Consider the following 18,674-nt stretch of genomic DNA (forward strand, 5'->3'; position numbering starts at 1 on the left):
CCGGCGGGGAGCGCTACTCCGGCACGATCGTCGGTGCGTCGCTGTTCCTGTTGGTGCGGTACTGGTTCACCAGCCGCTGCAGCGGGATGGTGCCGTCCTGCCAGGGGAGCAGGATCCACAGCACGATGTACAGGGTGGGTCCGAGCACCGGCAGCAGCATCGCAACAATCATCAACACCCGCACCAGCACCACGTCGAGATTGGTGGCGTCGGCGATGCCGCCGGCGAGGCCGGCCAGCACCCGGCGTGGTCCGCGCCGGAAGCCGAGATTACGGATGACGTCGAAGAAGGAGTCCATGGACCCAAGAGTAGGGAACCGCTGGCAACGTGCGCCATCGGGGAACACCCGGAGACGACCCTGAGCCTCCGCCCCTACTCCGTCCGGCGAAGCACTACGGCGGTGCCGTGGGCCGGTAGGTCCTCCGCCGCGGCCAGGGCCACGAGGTGGTCGGTGACCTCGGCGAGACCGGCCGCGTCGTAGTCGATCACCTGCATCGACTTCAGATAGGCCATCACCCCCAGGCCGCTGGCGAACCGTGCGGTCCCACCGGTGGGCAGCACGTGGTTGGACCCAGCCAGGTAGTCCCCCAGCGGCACCGGCGAGTGGGAGCCGAGGAAGATCGCTCCGGCGTTGTGCACCCGCTCGGCCACCTGCGCGGCATTGCGGGTGTGGATCTCCAGGTGCTCGGCCGCATAGGCGTTGACGACCTGCACGCCCTGGTCCAGGTCCTGCACCAGCACCACCGCCGACTGCGGGCCGGTCAGCGCCCGCCGGATCCGCTCGGCATGCTTGGCCAACTCGGTCTGGGCCTCGATCTGCCCGGCGACCTGATCGGCCAGCGCTCCCGAGTCGGTGATCAGGACCGAGGCCGCCGCCGGATCGTGCTCGGCTTGGGAGATCAGGTCCGCGGCCACATAGGCGGGTTGCGCGGTCTCATCGGCCAGGACGGCGATCTCGGTGGTGCCGGCCTCGGAGTCGATGCCGACCAGACCCAGTACCGCGCGTTTGGCCGCCGCCACGTAGATGTTGCCCGGGCCGGTGATCACGTCGACCGGTTCGCAGGCATTCTCCGCCCCGGCTCCCGGCGCGGCCTCGACACCGTGGGCGAACATGCCCACCGCCTGAGCGCCCCCGACGGCGTAGACCTCCTCCACCCCGAGCAGGGCGCAGCTGGCCAGCACCACCGGATCGGGCCAGCCGTCGTTGTCCTTCTGTGGCGGACTGGCCACCGCCAGTGCCGTCACCCCGGCCTCCTGGGCCGGCACCACGTTCATCACCACCGAGGAGGGGTAGACCGCCAGTCCCCCGGGTACGTACAGACCCACCCGACGCACCGGGACCCACCGCTGGTGGACCTGTGCACCGGGGCCGAAGGTGGTGCGGGCGGCGCCGGGTAACTGGGCGCGGTGGGCTTTCCGGGCCCGACCGATCGCCTCGGTGAGCGCCGCCCGCAGATCCGGGACGAGCCCGGCCAGTGCCCGGGCGAGCACCTCCTGCGGCACCCGCATGGAGGCCGGTGTCACGCCGTCGAACGCCTCGGTGTAGTCCGCGATCGCCGGGGCCCCCTCCTGGCGGACACGTTCCAGGATGGGCCTGACGGTCTCGATCGCGGCCGCAACGTCCACCTCGGCCCGGGGAAGCACCCGGCGCAGGTGGGCCGCAGAGGGTGCGGTGTTACGAAGGTCGATCGTGCGCATCACGAGGCATGAGTCTACGCGCGCTGCCATGATGAGGTGATGCCCTCAACACCGCAGACCGATCCGCAGGACGTGGCGATTCGCGACGAGATGATCCGGCTGGGCCAGTTCCTCAAGTTAGCCGGCGTCGCCGAGGACGGGATCGAGGTCAAGGCGCTGCTCGCCGAGGCCGCGGTGACCGTCAACGGTGAGATCGAGGCACGCCGCGGCAGGCAACTGAACCGCGGGGATGTCATCGGCATCGAAACACCGGCCGGCTGGACCTATCTGCGGGTGAGCGGGTGAGATCAGTGCTGCTCAGGCCACGCAGTGCGGCCCCAGCAGCGCCTTGAGGTCCCCGTACAGCGCGGGCGTGCGCTCCACCCGGAGCTGATCGTCCAGCCGAAGCACGGTGGCCCGGCCGGGTGAGGTCAGTCGCAGCCGCACCTCGGTCACACCGGGGTGGGTGGACAGGATGTCGCGCAACTGCTGGACCACCGGGGTGGTGCAGCGGTACTCGGCGAGGCTGACCGTCATCGGGGCATCATCGCTGACCGACACGTCCGGCAGGGACATCTCCATCGCCTGCAGGGCCAGGGAGTCGTCGCGCCGGCGCAACCGGCCGCGCAGCACCACCACGGTGTCCTCGGCCAGGGCGGTGGAGTAGGCCAGGTAGGTCTCCCCGAAGAACATCACCTCGACGCTGCCGGCCATGTCCTCGATGGTCACCGCCGCCCAGGTGTTGCCCTGCTTGGAGACCTTGCGGGCGACCGAGGTGATCAGCCCGGCCACGGTGACGGTGGACCCGTCAGGTCGCGCCTCATCGGCCAGCAGGGTCGCGATCGGCACATCGGCGGCCTTGGTGAGCACGTGCTCGATACCGGACAGCGGATGGTCGGAGACGTACAACCCGAGCATCTCGCGCTCGAAGGCGAGTTTCTGCTTCTTGTCCCACTCGGGCAGGTCGGGGACCTCCACGGTCAGGGACACCTCGTCATCGGCGTCACCGAGTCCGGCGAACAGGTCGAACTGGCCCTCGGCCTCCTTCCGCTTGACCCCGATCACGGCGTCAACGGCCTGCTCGTGGATGAGCAGCAACGACCGGCGGGTGTGTCCCAGGGAGTCGAACGCACCGGCTTTGATCAGCGATTCGATGGTGCGCTTGTTGCACACCACCGCAGGCACCTTGTCCAGGAAGTCCGTGAAGGAGGTGAAGGCGCCCTTGTCCGCACGGGTGGCCACGATCGCCCTGACGACGTTGTCACCGACGTTGCGGACCGCCCGCAGCCCGAACCGGATGTCATCGCCCACCGGGGTGAATGTTCCCTCGGAGGCGTTCACATCCGGGGGCAGCACCGTGATGCCCATCCGGCGGCACTCGTTCAGATAGAGGGCGGACTTGTCCTTGTCATCCCGGGTGGAGGTGAGCAGGGCGGCCATGTACTCGGCCGGGTAGTGGGCCTTGAGGTAGGCGGTCCAGTAGGACACCAGCCCATAGGCCGCGGAGTGGGCCTTGTTGAAGGCGTAGTCACTGAACGGGACCAGGACTTCCCACAGCGCCTTGATCGCCGCCTCGGGATAGTCCCGCACACGCATCCCGGCGTGGAACTTGTCGAACTCGGCGTCCAGGACCTCCCGCTTCTTCTTGCCCATCGCCCGGCGGAGCAGGTCCGCCTCACCCAGGGTGTACCCGGCGAGTTTCTGGGCGATCTCCATCACCTGCTCCTGGTAGACGATCAGCCCATAGGTGGTGCCGAGGATCTCGTCCAGGGGCCCGGCCAGTGCCGGGTGCAGCGGGGTGATGTCCTGCAGGCCGTTCTTGCGCAGGGCGTAGTTGGTGTGGGAGTTGGCGCCCATCGGGCCGGGCCGGTACAACGCACCGACCGCGGAGATGTCCTCGAAGTTGTCCGGGCGCATCTGCCGTAGCAGCGTGCGCATCCCGCCACCGTCGAGCTGGAACAGACCGAGGGTGTCGCCGCGCCCGAGAAGTGCGTAGGTCTCGCGGTCGTCCATCGGCAGGTCCTCGACGATCACCGGGTCCTTGCCGTTGACCTCGATGTTGATCAGCGCGTCTTCCAGGATGGTCAGGTTCCGCAGGCCCAGGAAGTCCATCTTCACCAGGCCCAGGTCCTCCCCGGCGGGGAAGTCCACCTGGGTGATGACCGCACCATCCTGCTCGCGCCGCATGATCGGGATGATGTCGATCAGCGGCTCGCTGGCGATGATCACTCCGGCGGCGTGCACACCCCACTGGCGCTTCAGGCCCTCCAGGCCCTTGGCCGTCTCGAGTACTTTGGCCGCGTCGGGGTCCTCGCTGATGAGTTGGCGGAACTCCCCGGCCTCGGCGTAGCGGGAGTCATCGGCGTTGAACATCCCCGCCAGGGAGACATCCTTGCCCATCACCGCCGGCGGCATCGCCTTGGTGAGTTTCTCACCCATCGCGAACGGATAGTCCAGGACCCGGCTGGCGTCCTTCAGCGCCTGCTTGGCCTTGATGGTGCCGTAGGTGACGATGTAGGCGACTTTGTCCTCGCCGTACTTGTCCGAGACGTAGCGGATCACCTCGCCGCGGCGGCGCTCATCGAAGTCGATGTCGAAGTCGGGCAGGCTCATCCGCTCGGGGTTGAGGAACCGCTCGAAGATCAGCCCGTTCTTCAGCGGGTCCAATCCGGTGATGCCCATCGCGTAGGCGGCCATCGACCCGGCTCCCGAGCCACGGCCCGGGCCCACCCGGATGCCCTGGGACTTGGCCCAGTTGATGAAGTCGGCCACCACCAGGTAGTAGCCGGCGTACCCCTTGGAGGTGATCACCTCGTGCTCGTAGTTCGCCTGGGCGCGCACATCGTCGGGAATGCCGTTCGGGTAACGCTGGTGCAACCCGAGTTCGACCTGCTGGGTGAAGTAGGAGACCTCGTCCTCACCCTCGGGAACCGGGAAGTGCGGCATGTACCGACCGACCTCCTCGGTGAAGGTGACCTCACACTGCTCGGCCACCAGCAGGGTGTTGTCGCACGCCTGGGGGTAGTCGCGGAACAGCTCACGCATCTCCGCACCGGACTTGAGGTAGAACTCCTCTCCCTCGAAGGCGAACCGGGACCCGCCCTGCGCGTATGACGGCTCGGTGAGCCGGGAACCGGAGTTCACGCACAGCAGCGCCTCGTGGGCGTGAGCGTCCTCGCGCTTGGTGTAGTGCAGGTCGTTGGTGGCCAGCAGCGGCGCGCCGATGTGCTCGGCCAGCCGGATCAGGTCGGTGATGGTCCGGCGTTCGATCTCGATGCCGTGATCCATGATCTCGACGTAGTAGTTCTCCCGCCCGAAGATGTCCTGCAACTCGGTGGCGGCCCGGACCGCCTCGTCCCACTGGCCCAGGCGCAGGCGGGTCTGCACCTCCCCCGACACACAACCGGTGGTGCCGATCAACCCCTCGGCGTAGGTGGACAGCAGGTCCCGGTCCATCCGGGGCCACTTGCCCATCTGACCTTCCAGGGACGCCAGCGAACTCATCCGGAACAGGTTGTGCATCCCGGTGTTGTTCTTGGCCAGCAACGTCATGTGCGTGTAGGCGCCGCGGGCGGAGACGTCATCACCGCCCTGGGAGCCCTCCCCCCATTGCACGCGGGTCTTGTCGAACCGGGAGGTACCCGGGGTGACGTAGGCCTCCACGCCGATGATCGGATTGATGTCGTGCTTGCGGGCGGTGCGCCAGAAGTCGTAGGCCCCGAAGAGATACCCGTGGTCGGTCGTGGCCAGCGAGGTCTGCCCGAGCCGGGCTGCCTCGGCGAACAGATCGTCCAACCGTGCCGCCCCGTCCAGCATCGAGTACTCGGTGTGGACGTGCAGGTGAGCGAAATCGGCGGCCATGGCACCCGAGTCTAGGCGGGCTCGCCCACAGCAGCCGGACGGCTCACCGGGCGCGTGCGTGGACCGGGCATAGGGTGGCAGCATGGGCACGAGCAAGCGATGGCACGAGGTAGTCCGGGCAGCCGGTTTGGACGACGGTGAGGGTGGGACACGGCCCACGATCTTCGCCGAGATGACGGCGCTGGCCCAGCGGACCGGGGCGTTGAACCTGGGTCAGGGCTTTCCCGACTCCGACGGCCCGGCCACGGTCACCGAGGCCGCGCGCACCGCTATCGCCGAGGGGATGAACCAGTACCCGCCGGGCAACGGGATCGTGCCGTTACGGGAAGCGATCGCGGCGCATCAGAGCCGCCACTACGGCATCGACCTGGACCCCGGCAACCAGATCACGGTCTCCAACGGGGCCACCGAGGCGATCGCGGCGTCGATCCTGGCCCTGGCCGGACCGGGCGATGAGGTGCTGACTCTGGAGCCCTACTACGACTCCTACGCCGCCGTGATCGCGATGGCCGGCGCCACCCACGTGAGCGCTCCGCTGGTGGGCCACGCCGATCAGGGGTTCACCGTGGACGCCGAGGCCCTGCGGGCTGCTTTCAGTGAGCGCACCGCCGTGGTGCTGCTGAACAGCCCGCACAACCCCACCGGTGCGGTGCTCAGCGCCGAGGACCTGGCGCTGATCGCCGAACTGGCCATCGCCCACGACGCGGTCGTGGTCTCGGACGAGGTCTATGAGCACCTGACCTACGACGGCGCCCGGCACATCCCGATCGCCACCCTGCCGGGCATGTTCGAGCGGACGGTGACGATCTCCTCGGCGGGCAAGACGTTCTCGGTGACCGGTTGGAAGGTGGGCTGGGCCAGCGGTCCGGCGGATCTGATCACGGCACTGGTCAGCATCAAGCAGTTCCTCACCTACACCGGCGGCGCCCCGTTCCAGCCCGCGGTGGCCACCGCCCTGAACCTGGAGATCACCCCCGGTCCTGATCAGCACTGGGTCGGCGAACTCGCCGCCGACCTGTCCGCCCGGCGCGACCTGCTCATGACGGGCCTGACCGAGGCGGGCTTCGAGGTCGTGCGGCCGCGGGGATGCTACTTCGTCATCGCCGATTCCTCGACGTGGCTGGAACGGCACGGTCTGGCCGACGGAGCGGCGCTGTGCCGCGCCCTGCCGGAGTTGGCCGGGGTGGCCGCGGTGCCGGTGAGTGCCTTCACCGTGCCCGGCAGCCGGGCCGACCGGGATCTCGCCGCATCGGTGCGGTTCACCTTCACCAAGTCCTGGGACGTGCTCAACGCGGCTCTGCAGCGTCTGGCGCAGACGTCAGCACCTTGACCGCGTCGCGGTGCCACATCCTGGCATCGAGGTAGCGCTCGGCGCCGATCTCGTACCCCAGGGACTCGTAGAAGGGCAGCGCGGTCTCCTGGGCGGACAACTCCACCCGCACCTGCCCGTCGACGGCGAACTCGGTGTAGGCGATCCGTTCCAGCTCGGCCATCAGGGCCCGACCGACCCCCTGGCCCCGGGCCTCGGTGAGAACCGCGACCCTGGTGGCGTGCACGACGCCCGGCTGCTCGGCGTCGGTCAGCATCCGCGCGGTTCCCACGTCGCGGAAGTCGGGGTCCACCGCGATCAGGTGCACGCTGGAGTCGGACTCATCCCGCCCGTCGAGTTCCTCGGCGGGCAGCACACCCTGCTCCTCCACGAACACCGTCCAGCGCAGCCCGTGCACGCGGGCCAGTCCGGAGAGTCCATGTACACGTTCGATCCTCATGGCTGCCGCAATTCCTCCAGGGCTCCGGCCAGGTCCTCGGGGTAGGTCGATTCGATCATGAGCGGCTGCCCGGTGGCCGGGTGGTCAAAGCCCAGTGCCATCGCGTGCAGCCACTGCCGGCGCAGGCCGAGCCTGCGGGCCAGCACCGGATCGGCGCCGTAGGTCAGGTCGCCGACGCACGGGTGCCCGATCGCCGAGGAGTGCACGCGGATCTGATGGGTGCGTCCGGTTTCCAGGTGGATCCGCAACAGGCTGGCCGCGCGCATCGCCTCCAGCGTGGAGTAGTGCGTGATGGACTCGCGGCCTCCGGCTACCACCGCCCACTTGTAGTCGTGCCGTGGGTGCCTCCCGATCGGGGCGTCGATCGTGCCGGCCGAGGGGTCGGGGTGTCCCTGCACGACGGCGTGGTAGATCTTGGTCACGGTGCGCTCCTTGAACGCCCGCTTCAGCGCCGTGTAGGCACGCTCGCTCTTGGCCACCATCATCAGCCCGGAGGTGCCCACGTCGAGGCGGTGCACCACGCCCTGGCGTTCGGCTGCCCCGGAGGTGGAGACCCGGTACCCGGCGGCCATCAGCGCTCCCACCACCGTGGGGCCGTCCCAGCCGGGGCTCGGGTGGGCGGCCACGCCCACCGGCTTGTCCACCACCACGATGTCGTCGTCGTCGAGGCGGATCACCATGCCCGGGACCGGCTCGGGTGGAGCCGGGGCCGCGTCGGGGGGCGCCTCGGGCAACCGGAGTTCCAGCCACGCCCCGGACCGGAGCCGGTCGGACTTGCCGACGACGTCCCCGTCCATGGTCACCGCGCCGGCGCCGAGCAACTCGGCGGCCTTCGTGCGGCTCAGCCCGAGCAGGCGGCCCAGCGCGGCATCGGCACGCTGGCCCTCGAGTCCCTCGGGCACCGGTAGGGCGCGGTGGTCAGCCATGGTCTTCCTGCGGGGCGGAGGACACCGCAGGGGTGCCCGCGGAGTCGTGCTCACGGAGTCCGTCCAGCCCCACCCCGCGGATCAGTAGGATCGCGATCATCGGAGCGGCCACCACGATCGCGATGTCGGCGACGTTGCCGATCACCAGACCCGCGTAGTTGAGAAAGTCCACCACGTGCCCCTGGGCGAAACCGGGGTCGCGGAAGAGGCGGTCGGCCAGGTTGCCCAGGTTTCCCCCCAGCAGCAGCCCGAGTCCGATCGCCCACGCCCGGGAGCGCAACCGGGGCGCTGCGACCAGGATCACCACCGTGACGACGGTGGCGGCGACGGTGAACACCCAGGTCAGTCCGGTGGCCAGGGAGAAGGCCGCACCGGGGTTGAACACCAGTTGCAGGCCGAACCAGTCCCCCAGCACCGGGTGGTACGCGCCGGGTTCCAGGGTTGCCAGCACCACGATCTTCGTGGCCTGGTCCACACCGAGCACTGCCAGGGTCAGGACCACCAGGTAGGCCAGCGCCCGGGACCGGGAGGCGGGTGCGGCGCGGTTCCCGCCGGTACTGCTACTCGAGGACTCGCTCACCGATCACGGACGGCGCAGGTCGTTCTCCGAACTCCCGCCGCCATAGCCGCTCAGGCCGGAACCACGGCCCTCGACGTCGCTGAGCAGCCCTTCCAGATAGCTCTTCAGCCGGGTGCGGTAATCACGCTCGAAGACCCGGAGTTCGTCGATCTTGCGCTCCAGTAGGGAGCGCTCGCCCTCGAGCTGGTTCAGGGTGCGAGTACGCTTCTCCTCGGCCTCGTTGACGATCTGCTCGCCCTCGGTACGGGCTTCGGTCAGGATCCGGTCCGCCTCGGCCTTGCCGTTGGCGACGTACTCGTCGTGCAGGCGCTGCGCCAGTTGCAGCATGCCGGTGGCCGACTCGGGTTCGCCGCTCTGCGCGGCGGCAATGCCGGCTGCCGGGGTCGCATCGGCTGCGCTCGGCTGGGACGGCTCCGGCTCCACCGGGGATGCCGCGGACGGCTCGGCCGGTGAAGGTTCTTCGGGGGCCTGTTCGGTCGAGTGCGCAGCCGCCACTACACCGAGGTTGGCGGTCTCGTCGGCCGGGGTGCCGGCGCTGAGTTCTGCGATGCGTGCCTCGGCAGCCTCGAGTTTGGCCTTGAGTTCCTCGTTCTCGCCGGAGACCACCCGCAAGGTAGCCACGACCTCGTCGAGGAAGTCATCGACCTCATCCTGGTCGTACCCCTCGCGGAACTTCGTCGGTTGGAATTTCTTGTTGAGGACGTCGTCCGCAGTCAGCAGTGCCATTTTCAGCTACCTCGGATTGTTGATCGGGTGGCGGATGCCACCTACTTGTACGTTAGCGGAGTTCCGCCCGTGCCCTGCTACAGGATACGCCCGACTACAGCGTATGCGGCTGAATAATCCCGAGGAGCAGGGAACAGGCAATGAACACCAGGATGAAGCCCAAATCTAGGGCAACGGCGCCGATTCGCAACGGCGGAATGACCCTGCGGACCGCTCGCAGCGGCGGATCGGTGACGGTGAAGGTGAGTTCAGCCACAACCAAGGTCACGCCCTGGGGCTTCCAATCCCGGGCGAATTGCTGCACCCAGTTGAACACGAGCCGGACCAGCAGCAGGACCACGTAGAGCAGTACAGCCAGATACAGAACGCTCAGGACGACGGACACTCAAGACCTAACTCTGGTTGAAGAACCTTGCCTGAGCAGTCTCCGGCTCCCGCTCCTCGTTGGCAATCTCCACCGTGGCAGGTGAGAGCAGGAACACCTTGTTGGTGACCCGCTCGATAGCGCCGCGCAGCCCGAACACCAGGCCGGCGGAGAAATCCACCAGGCGCTTGGCCTCGGCGTCGGTCATGTCGGTGAGGTTCATGATCACCGGGGTTCCGGAGCGGAACGCCTCGCCGATGGTCTTGGCATCGTTGTAGGTGCGGGGGTGCACCGTCGTGATCCGCCGTAGACTGCCCGAGTCCCTGTGCGACGCGGCGCGGCTGATCGGGGTCACTTCTGCCGGGGGGGTCTGCTCACCCGGCTCCTCGTCGTCGTAGTCCACGTAGTCCTCGTGCTCCTCAGCCTCCGGCTCGGACAGCCCGAGCCAGAGCATCGACTTGCGCAGCGTTCCGGCCATGGGTGCTCCTCGTTCCCTCGCCCACAGCGTGCGCTGTGAGGATGCGTTCTGTTGGTTCCGACGCTAGACCAGCACCGAACCGCGTCAGGGCAGGTCACCGCGGCGTGTCGCGGCCGCCGAGCGCAACCAGTCCGGCAAACCGGCCGGTCCGGCCGTCCCGACGGTAGGAGTAGAACCGGCGGTCCTCATAGGTGCACAGGCCCACGTCGTCGATGTGGGGCACCCTGGCCCGGTGGAGCACAGCGGCCACTCCGGCGGCGAGATCGATCGAGGGGGTGCCCCAGCTCGTGGTGCCGCCGAGTGCGGGGTCGACCGCCTCGGCGTCCGCGCGCAGGTGGGCGGGAACCTCGTAGCACCGGCCGCAGATCGCCGGACCGATGACGGCGTGGGAGGCGCCGGCACCCCGGGCTTGCATCGCAGCGAGTGCGTTCTGCACCACCCCGGCCAGGAGACCCCGGCGCCCGGCGTGCACCGCGGCGACCAGGCCCGGCCCGGCCAGCAGCACCGGAACGCAATCCGCTACCAGGACCCCGACGCCGCTGCCCGTCCCCAGCAGCGCGTCACCGGTGCCGTCGGTACAGCCCGGCTCGAGCACGTCGGTGCCGTGGACCTGCCGGGCGTAGGCGACCGGCCCGCCGAGGAGCTCGGCGGCGATGGCCCTGTTGGTCCGCACATGGTCCGGGTCGTCGCCGGCCGCGCCCCCGAGGTTCAGCGCCTGGAACGGCGGCGCGCTGACACCGCCGGCGCGGGTGGTGAACAGTCCGCGCGCATCCGGGCCGAGGTCGACCCGGATCACGGTGTCGGCGTCAGCGCCGTCGGCCCTACTTGAGGAACTCGGGCACATCCAGATCGTCGTCCCGCCGCCGGCGGGGCGCCTCGTCGAAGATGCGCGGGACCTCAAGCCCCTGGGTCGGGGGGCCCGCGGGGCTCTGCGCCGAAGGGGCTTTCGGTGCGCCGTTGGTGTGCGCCGCCACCGGGACGCGCCCGGCGGTTGCGTGTTCGTCGGCGTCGATCACGGTGGGTACCGCACGCTCGGCCGGCGCCACGGGCTCCGGGGTCCGCTCCACCTTGGGCTCCGGGTGCGCAATCGACCTGCTCCCGTCCGTCGGGGTCGGGCTGCCGCCGTCGAATCCTGCCGCGATCACGGTGACCCGCACCTCGTCGCCGAGGGCGTCGTCGATGACGGCGCCGAAGATGATGTTCGCCTCGGGGTGGGCAGCCTCCTGGACCAACCGGGCCGCCTCGTGGATCTCGAACAGGCCCAGGTCGGAGCCGCCCTGGATCGACAACAACACCCCGTGGGCGCCATCGATGCTGGCTTCCAGCAGTGGCGAGGAGATCGCCAGTTCCGAGGCCTGCACGGCACGGTCGTCGCCACGCGAGGAGCCGATCCCCATCAGGGCGCTGCCGGCCCCCTGCATCACCGACTTCACGTCCGCGAAGTCCAGGTTGATCAGGCCCGGGGTGGTGATCAGGTCGGTGATCCCCTGCACACCCGAGAGCAGCACCTGGTCCGCGCTCCGGAAGGCATCCAGGACCGAGACCCCGCGGTCGGAGATGGACAGCAACCGGTCGTTCGGGATCACGATGAGGGTGTCCACCTCATTGCGCAGGGCCTCGATGCCGGCGTCGGCCTGCACTCCGCGCCGCCGGCCCTCGAAGGTGAACGGGCGGGTCACCACCCCGATCGTGAGCGCGCCCAGGGACCGGGCGATCTTCGCGACCACGGGCGCGCCACCGGTCCCGGTGCCTCCGCCCTCACCGGCGGTGACGAAGACCATGTCCGCCCCGCGCAGCACCTCCTCGATCTCCTCGGTGTGATCCTCGGCGGCCTTCTTGCCCACCTCGGGATCGGCTCCTGCCCCAAGCCCGCGGGTCAGGTCACGGCCGACGTCGAGTTTGACGTCGGCATCGCTCATCAGCAGTGCCTGGGCGTCGGTATTGACGGCGACGAACTCCACGCCTTTCAATCCGACCTCGATCATCCGGTTGACGGCGTTGACTCCACCACCGCCGATACCCACTACCTTGATGACCGCTAGATAGTTCTGCGGTGCCGCCACGTCACTTCCCTCTCGTCAAACCCTCAACCTCTACTTAAGGTTTAGAGTTATGTCATTTCCTCACAGCGATGACGCTATGTCCGCCGCACCCCGGCGGCAACGACCTAGCGGGGCGTGTCGGCCTTGAGATTCTGCTCAGCCCCGGGTGATGGGGTTACGTGGCGCCGACACGTCGTACACCTCGGCCGGTACCTGACGCAGCGTCGTGAGGACGGCTGCCTTCAGTTCGTTCTCCTCCGCACTCCCCCACACCACCACCGCACCGTCGGTGAGTTCGAGTTCGACCTGGTCCGGGCTGGCCGCGCCGGCGGCGGTGACCTGATCGAACAACTCCGGTGGCAGGGCGCCGAGCACCGTGACCGCGGCCTCCAGTGAGGCCGCGGAGGTCTCGGTGCCGACCTCCACCTCCACCAGCGGGAGGTCCTCGCGCGGCTCAGGCGTCACCTGCAGTTCGACCGCATCACCGTCGAGCACCAGGTACTCCCCCTCGTCGGGCACCGTCGCAACGGGAGTGCGCGGTGTGATCTGGACCTGCACCCCGTGTGGCCACTCGCGCACCAGATCGGCCGAGAGCACGCCGGTCACCTCCTCGACCTCCCAGGCCAGTGCCGTGGTATCCAGCCGGACCAGCGGCTGCCCGTCGTGTGCGGCCAGCAGGTCGTGGATCTGCTCGACCTCGACCAGGTCGGAGGCGCCGGTGATCCGTACCTCCTGCGCGCGCAGCGCCAGCACCGGGGAGAACAGCACCAGGTAGACCACCACGGCCACCGCCAGCACCGCTGCGGCCACGATCGCGATGGTGCGCCACCGCAGTCGCCGGAGCGCCCGGCGGCGTTCGGCCAGCCGGGCACCGAACTGGGTGGAGATCCGGCGCTGTGGTGCGCCCGAGTCGGCCTCGGCCGCCACCGGCCTGCCGGGGCGTCGCAGCGGCGTCCCGCCCGGGGGGCGCGGGCTCACCGGCGCCCTCACCGGCGCCCCAGTTCGGCGAGGATCAGCTCCGGGAGCGCGGTGACGTCCCCGGCGCCGATCGTGACCACCAGATCACCGGGCGCGGCCCGAGCGGCCGCTGCGGCGGCCAGAGCGGCAAAGTCCTCGATCACCTCGGCCCCGTCGAGGTGATCGGCGATCAGCGCCGAACTCACCCCGGGCAACGGCTCCTCCCGGGCCGGGTAGATCGGGGCCAGCAACACATGGTCCGCCGTGCGCAGGACCCGGGCGAACTCTTCGGCGAAGTCCCGGGTGCGGGAGTACAGATGCGGCTGGAAGACGGCGATCACACGCCCTCCCGCAGCCGCGCGTCGTGCGGTGGCCACCGCTGCGGCGACCTTGGTGGGGTTGTGGGCGTAGTCGTCCACCACCCGGACCCCGGCAACCGTGCCCCGCAACTCGAACCGGCGCGCGGTCCCGGTGAATGAGCCCAGGGCGGCGGCCATCTGGGCGGGGTCCACGCCCAGTTCCACACCGGCACACCACGCGGCGGCGGCGTTGGCCAGGTTGTGCTCGCCGGGCACGGCCACGTCCAGTTCCACCGCGCCGAGCGCGCTGGTCAGGCGCGCGCCGGACTGTCCCGGGGCGAGGTGGGTGATGTCGATGCGCACGTCCGCGTCGGTGCTGACGCCATAGGTCTGCACCCGGGTGCCCCGCTCCCTCAGGGCGGCGGCAAAGCCCGTCGCGCCGGGGTCGTCGGCGCAGGTGATCACCAGCCCCCCCGGCTGCACCCGCGCGGCGAACTCCAGAAAAGCCCCGGCATAGGCCTGCGCCGTGCGGTAGTGGTCCAAATGGTCGGCCTCGATATTCGTCACGATCGCTACCCGGGGCGAGTAGTTGACGAAGGAACCGTCGGACTCATCAGCCTCGGCCACGAAGACGTTGCCCTCGCCCTGGTACGCGCCGGTGTCCAGGGAGACCACGCGCCCCCCGATCGCGAAGGAAGGGTCCAGCCCGGCAGCGCGCAGGGCGACGGCGAGCATCGCCGAGGTGGTGGTCTTGCCGTGGCTGCCCGCCACGGCCACGAATTCCTTGCCGCGGGCGGCCAGTGCCAATGCCTGGGACCGGTGCAGGATCGGCACGCCCCGGTCCCGAGCGGCGCGCACCTCGGGGTTGTCGGGGCCGATCGCGCTGGAGATCACCACGGCGTCCTGCGGGCCCAACTCCGCCACGTGCTCGGCGGCGTGGCCCACGTGCACCCGGGCACCCAGGCTCCCGAGCCTGGCCAGAGCGGGCGAGTCGGCCCGGTCCGAGCCGCTGACCTGATAGCCCTGACGCACCAGCAACTCGGCGATCACCGACATCCCGGCACCCCCGATGGCGATGAAATGCATCCTCATCCGCGCTGCTCCAGCACCGTGGTCACCATCCGGGCCAGCCGGTCGGTGCCATCGGTGATGCCTGCCCGGAACGCGGCGCTACGCAGCCGGGCCAGCTTCTCGTCCCCGCGCATCAGCGGCAGCACGTGCTCAGCCAGCCACCCCCCGGTCAAGTCCTCGTCCGCGACCATCAGGGCGCCTCCGGCAGTCACCACCGGTCCGGCGTTCAGCGCCTGCTCCCCGTTGCCGATCGGGAGCGGGACGTAGACCGCAGGAATGCCCAGTGCGGTCAGTTCGCTGACGGTCCCCGCACCGGCGCGTGCGATCACCAGATCCGCGCAGGCCAGGGCGTGCTCCATCTCCATCAGGTACTCGCGCACGTGATAGTGATGGGATTGCGCCATGTCGGCGGTGGCCTGGTGGACCGGATCCGCTTTGCCCCGGCCGGTCAGGTGCAACACCTGCGCGCCGGCCTCGATCAGGTCCGGGCCGATCTCGGGAAGCACCTGGTTCAACCGGGCCGCGCCCAGGGATCCGCCGGTCACCAGCACGGTGCGACGGTCCGGATCCAGGCCCAGGGCCCGGGCACCGGCGCGCGCGGTGGCATCGGCATCCTGCTCACGCCGTCGGATCAGGTCGGCGATGCTCGCCCGCAGCGGCAGGCCCACGAGTTCGCCCGCACGCAACGCGGTGCCGGGAAAGGTAATACCCACCGCGGCTGCGTACCGCGCACCCAGCCTGTTCGCCAGCCCGGGGCGGGCGTTCTGCTCATGCACCACGATCGGGACCCCGGCCCGCCGCGCCGCCAGGTACGCCGGTGCGGAGACGTACCCACCGAATCCGACCACCAGGTCAGCCCCGGACACCACCGAGGTGGCGGCGGCCATCGCCCGGCGCCAGCGGCCCGGCAGCGTGAGCCACTCGGCACTGGGACGGCGCGGCAACGGCACCTTCTCGATCGTGACCAGGTCCAGCCCGGCGGCGGGCACCAGGTCGGCCTCCAGCCCGGCCGCGGTGCCCAGCACCTTCAGTTGCACCCCGGGCAACTCCGCGGGCAGGCGTTCGGCCAGCGCCAGCAACGGGTTCACGTGCCCGGCCGTGCCACCCCCTGCCAGCACGATCACCGGAGCGCTCACGAGGACCTCCGGGACCGCGGAGCCACGACCGCCAGGTGGGCACGCAGGGAACTGCGCCGCGCCGCCAGCGCGGCTCTGGCACCGGGCTCGTTGCGGGCGAAGGCCAGCACGATCCCGAGCGCAGCCATCGTGGTGACCAGGGCCGAACCGCCGGCGCTGACCAGCGGCAACGGCAACCCGATCACCGGCAGCACCCCGATCACCACGCCGATGTTGATCAGTGCCTGGCCCAGGATCCAGGTCCCGATGGCGGCGGTGGAGATCTTCACGAACCGGTCCGGGTGGCGCCGGACCACCCGGGTCAACCCGAGGGCGAGCGCGGTGAACAGCACCAGCACCAGCAGCGCGCCCAGCAGACCGAGTTCCTCGCCGATGATGGCGAAGATGAAGTCGTTGTGGGCCTCGGGCAGCCAGAGCCACTTCGAGCGGGACTCCCCCAGCCCCACCCCGCTCAGCCCCCCGGTGCCCAGGCCCTGCAGGGCACGGCGGGGCTGCAGGCCCAGCCCCATCGGGTCGACGTCGCCCATCCCGAACAGCATCGCGATACGATCGCGCCGGTTGCTCGAGGGGATCACCAGGAAGGCCGCCGCCGCACTCCCGGCCATCGCCGCCAGGGTGAACATCGACAGCGGCACCCCGGCCACCCAGAGTGCCCCGGCTACCAGCAGCATGATCACCAGCGCGGTGCCCAGGTCATGGGTGTAGAGCACCATGGCCAGAATCCCGGTGGCCACGAACACCGCTGGGAAGAGGACGTGGTACCAGTGCCGCAGCAGGCGGCCCTTGGCGGCCAACACCGCACCGAGCCAGACGGCCAGGCCGAGTTTGCCGAACTCCGCAGGCTGGAAGTTCTGCCCGGCGATCACCACCCAGCCGGCGTTCCCGCCGGCCGCGACCTGCAGACCGGGGATGAACACCAGCGCCTGCATCAGTGCGGCCAGAGCCATTCCGGGCCAGGCCAGCCGGCGGATCCAGGACACCGACAGCCGCGAGATCCCCCAGGCCACCGGCAGCGCGAGCAGGGCGAACCTGGCCTGGTTGAGAAAGGTGGTGAACGGGGTGCCGGAGAACTGCAGCGACAACACCGACGAACTGGACAGCACCATGACGAGCCCGAGCAGCAACAGCAGTAGCGCCGAACCGCCGACCAGGTAGTAGCTGGTCACCGGGGAGTCCCAAGCCGCCGCCACGGTGGTCTGCCGGGCGGTCCGTCTCTCGGCCTTGGACTCGGCCGTACTGGACCTGGACCTGGCCGGCTTCCGCGACGTGCGCTTCGCCGTCGTCTGCGGGTCGGCCGGGCGCGCGCGCACCGCCGGGCGTCGGGTCGGGGTCGTGGTCACCGGGGCGTCCCCAGTCCTGTGACCGCATCGATGAACGCCTCGCCGCGGGCCGCGTAGGAGTCGAACTGATCCTGGGAGGCACACGCAGGGGCGAGCAGCACGACATCGCCCTGGCGGGCCAGGTCGGCGGCATGTCGGACGGCACGGTGCATAGGTTCAGTCTCACCAGCGGGCACCACGACTCGCGGGAGGTGCGGCGCGTGTCGGTCGAGTGCGGCCACGATCGGGGCCGGATCGGTGCCGATGACGACGACGGCGCGCAGCCGGTCTGCGCTGCCGGCGACCAGGGGACCGAGGTCGGCGCCCTTGGCCAACCCACCGGCGATCCAGATCCCGCGCCCGGGCGGCAGCGCACTGAGCGATGCGGCCGCGGCGTCGGGGTTGGTGGCCTTGGAGTCGTTGACGTAGCGAACGCCCGCGTGGCTGCCAACCTCCTGGATGCGGTGCGCACCGGGCGCCAGCGCGCGCAGGCCCGCGCTGATGTGCTCCGGGGCGACGTCGGCGGCCAGCGCGAGGGCCGCGGCGGCCAGCGCGTTGGCGACCAGGTGACCCGGTACCGGCGGGCCGCCGAGGTGGGCCAGGTCGGCCAGGGTGGCCAGTTCCTGGGCGTGGGTGCGCCGCCCCGGGGTGAACGCCCGGTCGGCGAGCACGTCCTCGACCAGCCCGAGCTGACCCAGGGCCGGCACGTTCAGGGTGAACCCCACCGCGCGGGCGCCTTCGGCGACGTCGGCTGCGGCCACCATGTCCCGGGTGGCGTCGTCGTGTGCGTTGTAGATGCAGGCGGCGGTGGTGCGCTGGTAGATCCGGGCCTTGTCCGCGGCATAGTTCTGCGGGCTGCCGTGCCAGTCCAGGTGGTCCGCGGACAGGTTCAGGCACGCACTGGCCAGCGGCGCGAGGGTGTGGGTGTAGTGCAACTGGAAACTCGACAGTTCCACCGCCAGGGCGTCCAGGGTGGTCCCGGCGGCGCGGGCACCGAGCACCGTGGTCACGATCGGGTCACCCACGTTCCCCACCGCCGGGGCGTTGCGTCCTGCGGCGGCCAGCATCGAGGCGAGCATGCTCACCGTGGTGGTCTTGCCGTTCGTTCCGGTCAGCGCCAACCACGGCACCCCCGGCGGGCACAACCGCCAGGCCAGCTCGACCTCGCTCCAGACCGGCACCCCCCTCTGCTCGGCCGTCTGCAGCAGGGGGTTGTGCGGTGGCAGTCCCGGGGAGGAGATCAGCACCTCCGGCTTCTCCTCCAGGGCCCGCCGGGCCAGCCCGGGCCAGTCCTGCCCGGTGAACACCATCACCCCGGCGGGCAGTGGTGCGGCGCCGGCCACCTCCGGACGGGAATCGACCGCGCTGACCCGGGCTCCGACGTCGTGCAGTGCCTGCACGGACGCAACGCCGCTGATCCCCAGCCCGGCCACCAGGACGCGCGCACCGGAGAGCTCGGCAGCCTCCAT

General features: G+C 70.0%; 18 protein-coding genes. 2 read left to right on the forward strand and 16 right to left on the reverse strand.

The window, feature by feature from the left end; all coding sequences use genetic code 11:
• Positions 1 to 13: 13 nt before the first annotated feature.
• Together ACO0LV_RS10845 and hisD are read right to left on the reverse strand one after the other, a co-directional pair.
• Entirely contained in the window at positions 14 to 298 is a 285-nt protein-coding gene (locus ACO0LV_RS10845; RefSeq protein ID WP_424787912.1) for a PspC domain-containing protein, read from the reverse strand.
• A 74-nt stretch (positions 299 to 372) separates the two neighbouring features.
• Positions 373 to 1,701, reverse strand: coding sequence for a histidinol dehydrogenase (gene hisD, locus ACO0LV_RS10850; RefSeq protein WP_424787913.1), 1,329 nt, complete (start codon positions 1,699 to 1,701; stop codon positions 373 to 375).
• 36 nt (positions 1,702 to 1,737) lie between these two features.
• Here hisD and ACO0LV_RS10855 point away from each other — a divergent pair, with 36 nt between their 5' ends.
• Positions 1,738 to 1,983 (forward strand): RNA-binding S4 domain-containing protein, encoded by a 246-nt coding sequence (locus tag ACO0LV_RS10855; RefSeq protein WP_424787914.1) that lies wholly within the window; start codon positions 1,738 to 1,740, stop codon positions 1,981 to 1,983.
• Between the two features lie 12 nt (positions 1,984 to 1,995).
• Here ACO0LV_RS10855 and dnaE read toward each other — a convergent pair whose 3' ends face one another.
• The gene (dnaE, locus tag ACO0LV_RS10860) at positions 1,996 to 5,538 is read right to left on the reverse strand and encodes a DNA polymerase III subunit alpha (protein WP_424787915.1); all 3,543 of its coding nucleotides are present in this window, start codon (positions 5,536 to 5,538) and stop codon (positions 1,996 to 1,998) included.
• A gap of 82 nt (positions 5,539 to 5,620) precedes the next feature.
• Here dnaE and ACO0LV_RS10865 point away from each other — a divergent pair, with 82 nt between their 5' ends.
• A complete protein-coding gene (locus ACO0LV_RS10865; RefSeq protein WP_424787916.1) occupies positions 5,621 to 6,868 on the forward strand; it encodes an aminotransferase class I/II-fold pyridoxal phosphate-dependent enzyme in 1,248 nt (415 codons plus the stop codon).
• Here ACO0LV_RS10865 and ACO0LV_RS10870 read toward each other — a convergent pair.
• The 13 genes from ACO0LV_RS10870 to murD form a co-directional block, all read right to left on the reverse strand.
• The gene (locus tag ACO0LV_RS10870) at positions 6,825 to 7,307 is read right to left on the reverse strand and encodes a GNAT family N-acetyltransferase (protein ID WP_424787917.1); all 483 of its coding nucleotides are present in this window, start codon (positions 7,305 to 7,307) and stop codon (positions 6,825 to 6,827) included. The genes ACO0LV_RS10865 and ACO0LV_RS10870 overlap by 44 nt on opposite strands.
• Positions 7,304 to 8,233, reverse strand: coding sequence for an RluA family pseudouridine synthase (locus ACO0LV_RS10875; protein ID WP_424787918.1), 930 nt, complete (start codon positions 8,231 to 8,233; stop codon positions 7,304 to 7,306). The genes ACO0LV_RS10870 and ACO0LV_RS10875 overlap by 4 nt, the downstream gene beginning before the upstream one ends.
• The gene (lspA, locus tag ACO0LV_RS10880) at positions 8,226 to 8,813 is read right to left on the reverse strand and encodes a signal peptidase II (RefSeq protein WP_424787919.1); all 588 of its coding nucleotides are present in this window, start codon (positions 8,811 to 8,813) and stop codon (positions 8,226 to 8,228) included. The genes ACO0LV_RS10875 and lspA overlap by 8 nt, the downstream gene beginning before the upstream one ends.
• Before the next feature lie 3 nt (positions 8,814 to 8,816).
• Positions 8,817 to 9,539, reverse strand: a complete 723-nt coding sequence (locus ACO0LV_RS10885; protein ID WP_424787920.1) for a DivIVA domain-containing protein — start codon at positions 9,537 to 9,539, stop codon at positions 8,817 to 8,819.
• A 94-nt stretch (positions 9,540 to 9,633) separates the two neighbouring features.
• Positions 9,634 to 9,924 (reverse strand): YggT family protein, encoded by a 291-nt coding sequence (locus ACO0LV_RS10890; protein ID WP_424787921.1) that lies wholly within the window; start codon positions 9,922 to 9,924, stop codon positions 9,634 to 9,636.
• Positions 9,925 to 9,931: 7 nt separating this feature from the next.
• Positions 9,932 to 10,381 (reverse strand): cell division protein SepF, encoded by a 450-nt coding sequence (locus ACO0LV_RS10895; RefSeq protein ID WP_424787922.1) that lies wholly within the window; start codon positions 10,379 to 10,381, stop codon positions 9,932 to 9,934.
• Positions 10,382 to 10,475: 94 nt separating this feature from the next.
• The gene (locus ACO0LV_RS10900) at positions 10,476 to 11,225 is read right to left on the reverse strand and encodes a polyphenol oxidase family protein (RefSeq protein ID WP_424787923.1); all 750 of its coding nucleotides are present in this window, start codon (positions 11,223 to 11,225) and stop codon (positions 10,476 to 10,478) included.
• Positions 11,203 to 12,444, reverse strand: a complete 1,242-nt coding sequence (ftsZ, locus tag ACO0LV_RS10905; RefSeq protein WP_424787924.1) for a cell division protein FtsZ — start codon at positions 12,442 to 12,444, stop codon at positions 11,203 to 11,205. Before ftsZ ends, ACO0LV_RS10900 begins: the two co-directional genes overlap by 23 nt.
• A 135-nt stretch (positions 12,445 to 12,579) precedes the next feature.
• Positions 12,580 to 13,401: a cell division protein FtsQ/DivIB gene (locus ACO0LV_RS10910; protein WP_424787925.1), complete on the reverse strand. Its 822-nt coding sequence runs from the start codon at positions 13,399 to 13,401 to the stop codon at positions 12,580 to 12,582.
• A gap of 8 nt (positions 13,402 to 13,409) precedes the next feature.
• Entirely contained in the window at positions 13,410 to 14,771 is a 1,362-nt protein-coding gene (murC, locus tag ACO0LV_RS10915; RefSeq protein WP_424787926.1) for a UDP-N-acetylmuramate--L-alanine ligase, read from the reverse strand.
• The gene (gene murG / locus ACO0LV_RS10920; RefSeq protein WP_424787927.1) at positions 14,768 to 15,886 is read right to left on the reverse strand and encodes an undecaprenyldiphospho-muramoylpentapeptide beta-N-acetylglucosaminyltransferase; all 1,119 of its coding nucleotides are present in this window, start codon (positions 15,884 to 15,886) and stop codon (positions 14,768 to 14,770) included. Before murG ends, murC begins: the two co-directional genes overlap by 4 nt.
• A complete protein-coding gene (locus ACO0LV_RS10925) occupies positions 15,883 to 17,226 on the reverse strand; it encodes a peptidoglycan glycosyltransferase FtsW (protein WP_424787928.1) in 1,344 nt (447 codons plus the stop codon). The genes murG and ACO0LV_RS10925 overlap by 4 nt, the downstream gene beginning before the upstream one ends.
• The gene (gene murD, locus ACO0LV_RS10930) at positions 17,223 to 18,674 is read right to left on the reverse strand and encodes a UDP-N-acetylmuramoyl-L-alanine--D-glutamate ligase (protein WP_424787929.1); all 1,452 of its coding nucleotides are present in this window, start codon (positions 18,672 to 18,674) and stop codon (positions 17,223 to 17,225) included. The genes ACO0LV_RS10925 and murD overlap by 4 nt, the downstream gene beginning before the upstream one ends.

The organism is Pseudactinotalea sp. Z1739 (assembly GCF_049725055.1).
In the GTDB taxonomy this organism is placed as follows: Bacteria; Actinomycetota; Actinomycetes; order Actinomycetales; family Beutenbergiaceae; genus CALKWS01.

Bases quoted from the DNA above. Each gene is read 5' to 3' on its own strand.
- ACO0LV_RS10845 (WP_424787912.1), bottom strand. From the start codon at position 298: ATGGACTCCTTCTTCGACGTCATCCGTAATCTCGGCTTCCGGCGCGGA.
- ACO0LV_RS10855 (WP_424787914.1), top strand. From the start codon at position 1,738: ATGCCCTCAACACCGCAGACCGATCCGCAGGACGTGGCGATTCGCGAC.
- dnaE (WP_424787915.1), bottom strand. From the start codon at position 5,538: ATGGCCGCCGATTTCGCTCACCTGCACGTCCACACCGAGTACTCGATG.
- ACO0LV_RS10865 (WP_424787916.1), top strand. From the start codon at position 5,621: ATGGGCACGAGCAAGCGATGGCACGAGGTAGTCCGGGCAGCCGGTTTG.
- ACO0LV_RS10870 (WP_424787917.1), bottom strand. From the start codon at position 7,307: ATGAGGATCGAACGTGTACATGGACTCTCCGGACTGGCCCGCGTGCAC.
- ACO0LV_RS10875 (WP_424787918.1), bottom strand. From the start codon at position 8,233: ATGGCTGACCACCGCGCCCTACCGGTGCCCGAGGGACTCGAGGGCCAG.
- ACO0LV_RS10885 (WP_424787920.1), bottom strand. From the start codon at position 9,539: ATGGCACTGCTGACTGCGGACGACGTCCTCAACAAGAAATTCCAACCG.
- ACO0LV_RS10895 (WP_424787922.1), bottom strand. From the start codon at position 10,381: ATGGCCGGAACGCTGCGCAAGTCGATGCTCTGGCTCGGGCTGTCCGAG.
- ACO0LV_RS10900 (WP_424787923.1), bottom strand. From the start codon at position 11,225: ATGTGCCCGAGTTCCTCAAGTAGGGCCGACGGCGCTGACGCCGACACC.
- murC (WP_424787926.1), bottom strand. From the start codon at position 14,771: ATGAGGATGCATTTCATCGCCATCGGGGGTGCCGGGATGTCGGTGATC.
- murD (WP_424787929.1), bottom strand. From the start codon at position 18,674: ATGGAGGCTGCCGAGCTCTCCGGTGCGCGCGTCCTGGTGGCCGGGCTG.